Annotated in this window: 1 protein-coding gene; it reads left to right on the forward strand. The window is 60.6% G+C overall.

The window, feature by feature from the left end; genetic code table 11:
* Positions 1-81: 81 nt before the first annotated feature.
* Positions 82-1,040, forward strand: a protein-coding gene (locus FXB38_RS39945) for an IS630 family transposase (protein WP_246230578.1) whose coding sequence is annotated in 2 segments (ribosomal slippage) — positions 82-418 and positions 418-1,040 — 960 coding nt annotated over the 2 segments. Because the reading frame shifts where the segments join, the coding sequence is not laid out codon by codon here. This gene is flagged as partial in the annotation.

The following is a 1,040-nucleotide window of genomic DNA, read 5'->3' on the forward strand; positions in this document are numbered from 1 at the left end:
CCATCTGACTGAATCGTTGGGGATTCACAAATCAGCGTTTTGGTGATTCAAGCTACCCGCCGGGACGGGAGGCCGGCGGGCATGGCGAAGCCGCTGTCGATGGACCTTCGGGAACGAGTGCTTGCCACCATTGCTGGCGGCGTATCCGGCCGGCAGGCTGCCGAGCGGTTTGGAGTAAGTGCGGCGAGCGTCAGCCGATGGCGGATGCGCGAGCGAGAGCAAGGGGATGCCCAGCCAAGAGCTCAGGGCGGTGATCGCAAATCCCACCGGATCGATGCCCATCAGGCGAGGATCATGGCCTTGCTCAAGGCAACCCCTGACATCACCATCGAGGAATTGCGTGACAGCCTGAGCAAGGAAGGTCTTTGCTTTGGCTATGGGACGATCCGGCGCTTCTTCGAGCGCCACAACATCACGCGCAAAAAAAGACAGCCCATGCCACCGAGCAGGATCGCCCGGATGTCTTGACGCGGCGCGAAGCCTGGCGCGAGAGCCAAGGCAAGCTCGATCGTGACCGGCTCGTCTTCATTGATGAGACCTGGGCGTCGACCAACATGGCGCGAACACATGGCCGCTGCCAGCGCGGCGAACGTCTGCGAGCCGCCGTTCCGCACGGCCACTGGAAAACAACAACCTGCGTGGCCGCTTTAACCACGCGCGGTATCATCGCGCCCTGGGTGCTCGATGGCCCTATCAACCGTGATGCCTTCGAGACCTACGTGGAAAAGGTGCTCATCCCCGAACTTCCGCAAGACGCGATTGTCATCATGGACAACCTCTCCAGCCATAAAGGGCCGCGCATACGCCAGATGATCGAAGCCGCCGGCGCAACGCTCCTCTATCTTCCGCCCTACAGCCCCGACCTCAACCCGATCGAGAATGCATTCGCCAAGCTCAAAGCAAATTTGCGAAAGGCAGCCGAACGTACGGTCAATGGTCTCTGGGACGCTATTGGTCGCATCGTCGACACCTACACGCCCGCAGAATCCACAAACTACTTCGTGGCCGCAGGGTACTTGCAACCTGATCGGCTAACGCTC

The organism is Bradyrhizobium cytisi, from assembly GCF_008123515.1.
GTDB lineage: Bacteria > Pseudomonadota > Alphaproteobacteria > Rhizobiales > Xanthobacteraceae > Bradyrhizobium > Bradyrhizobium cytisi.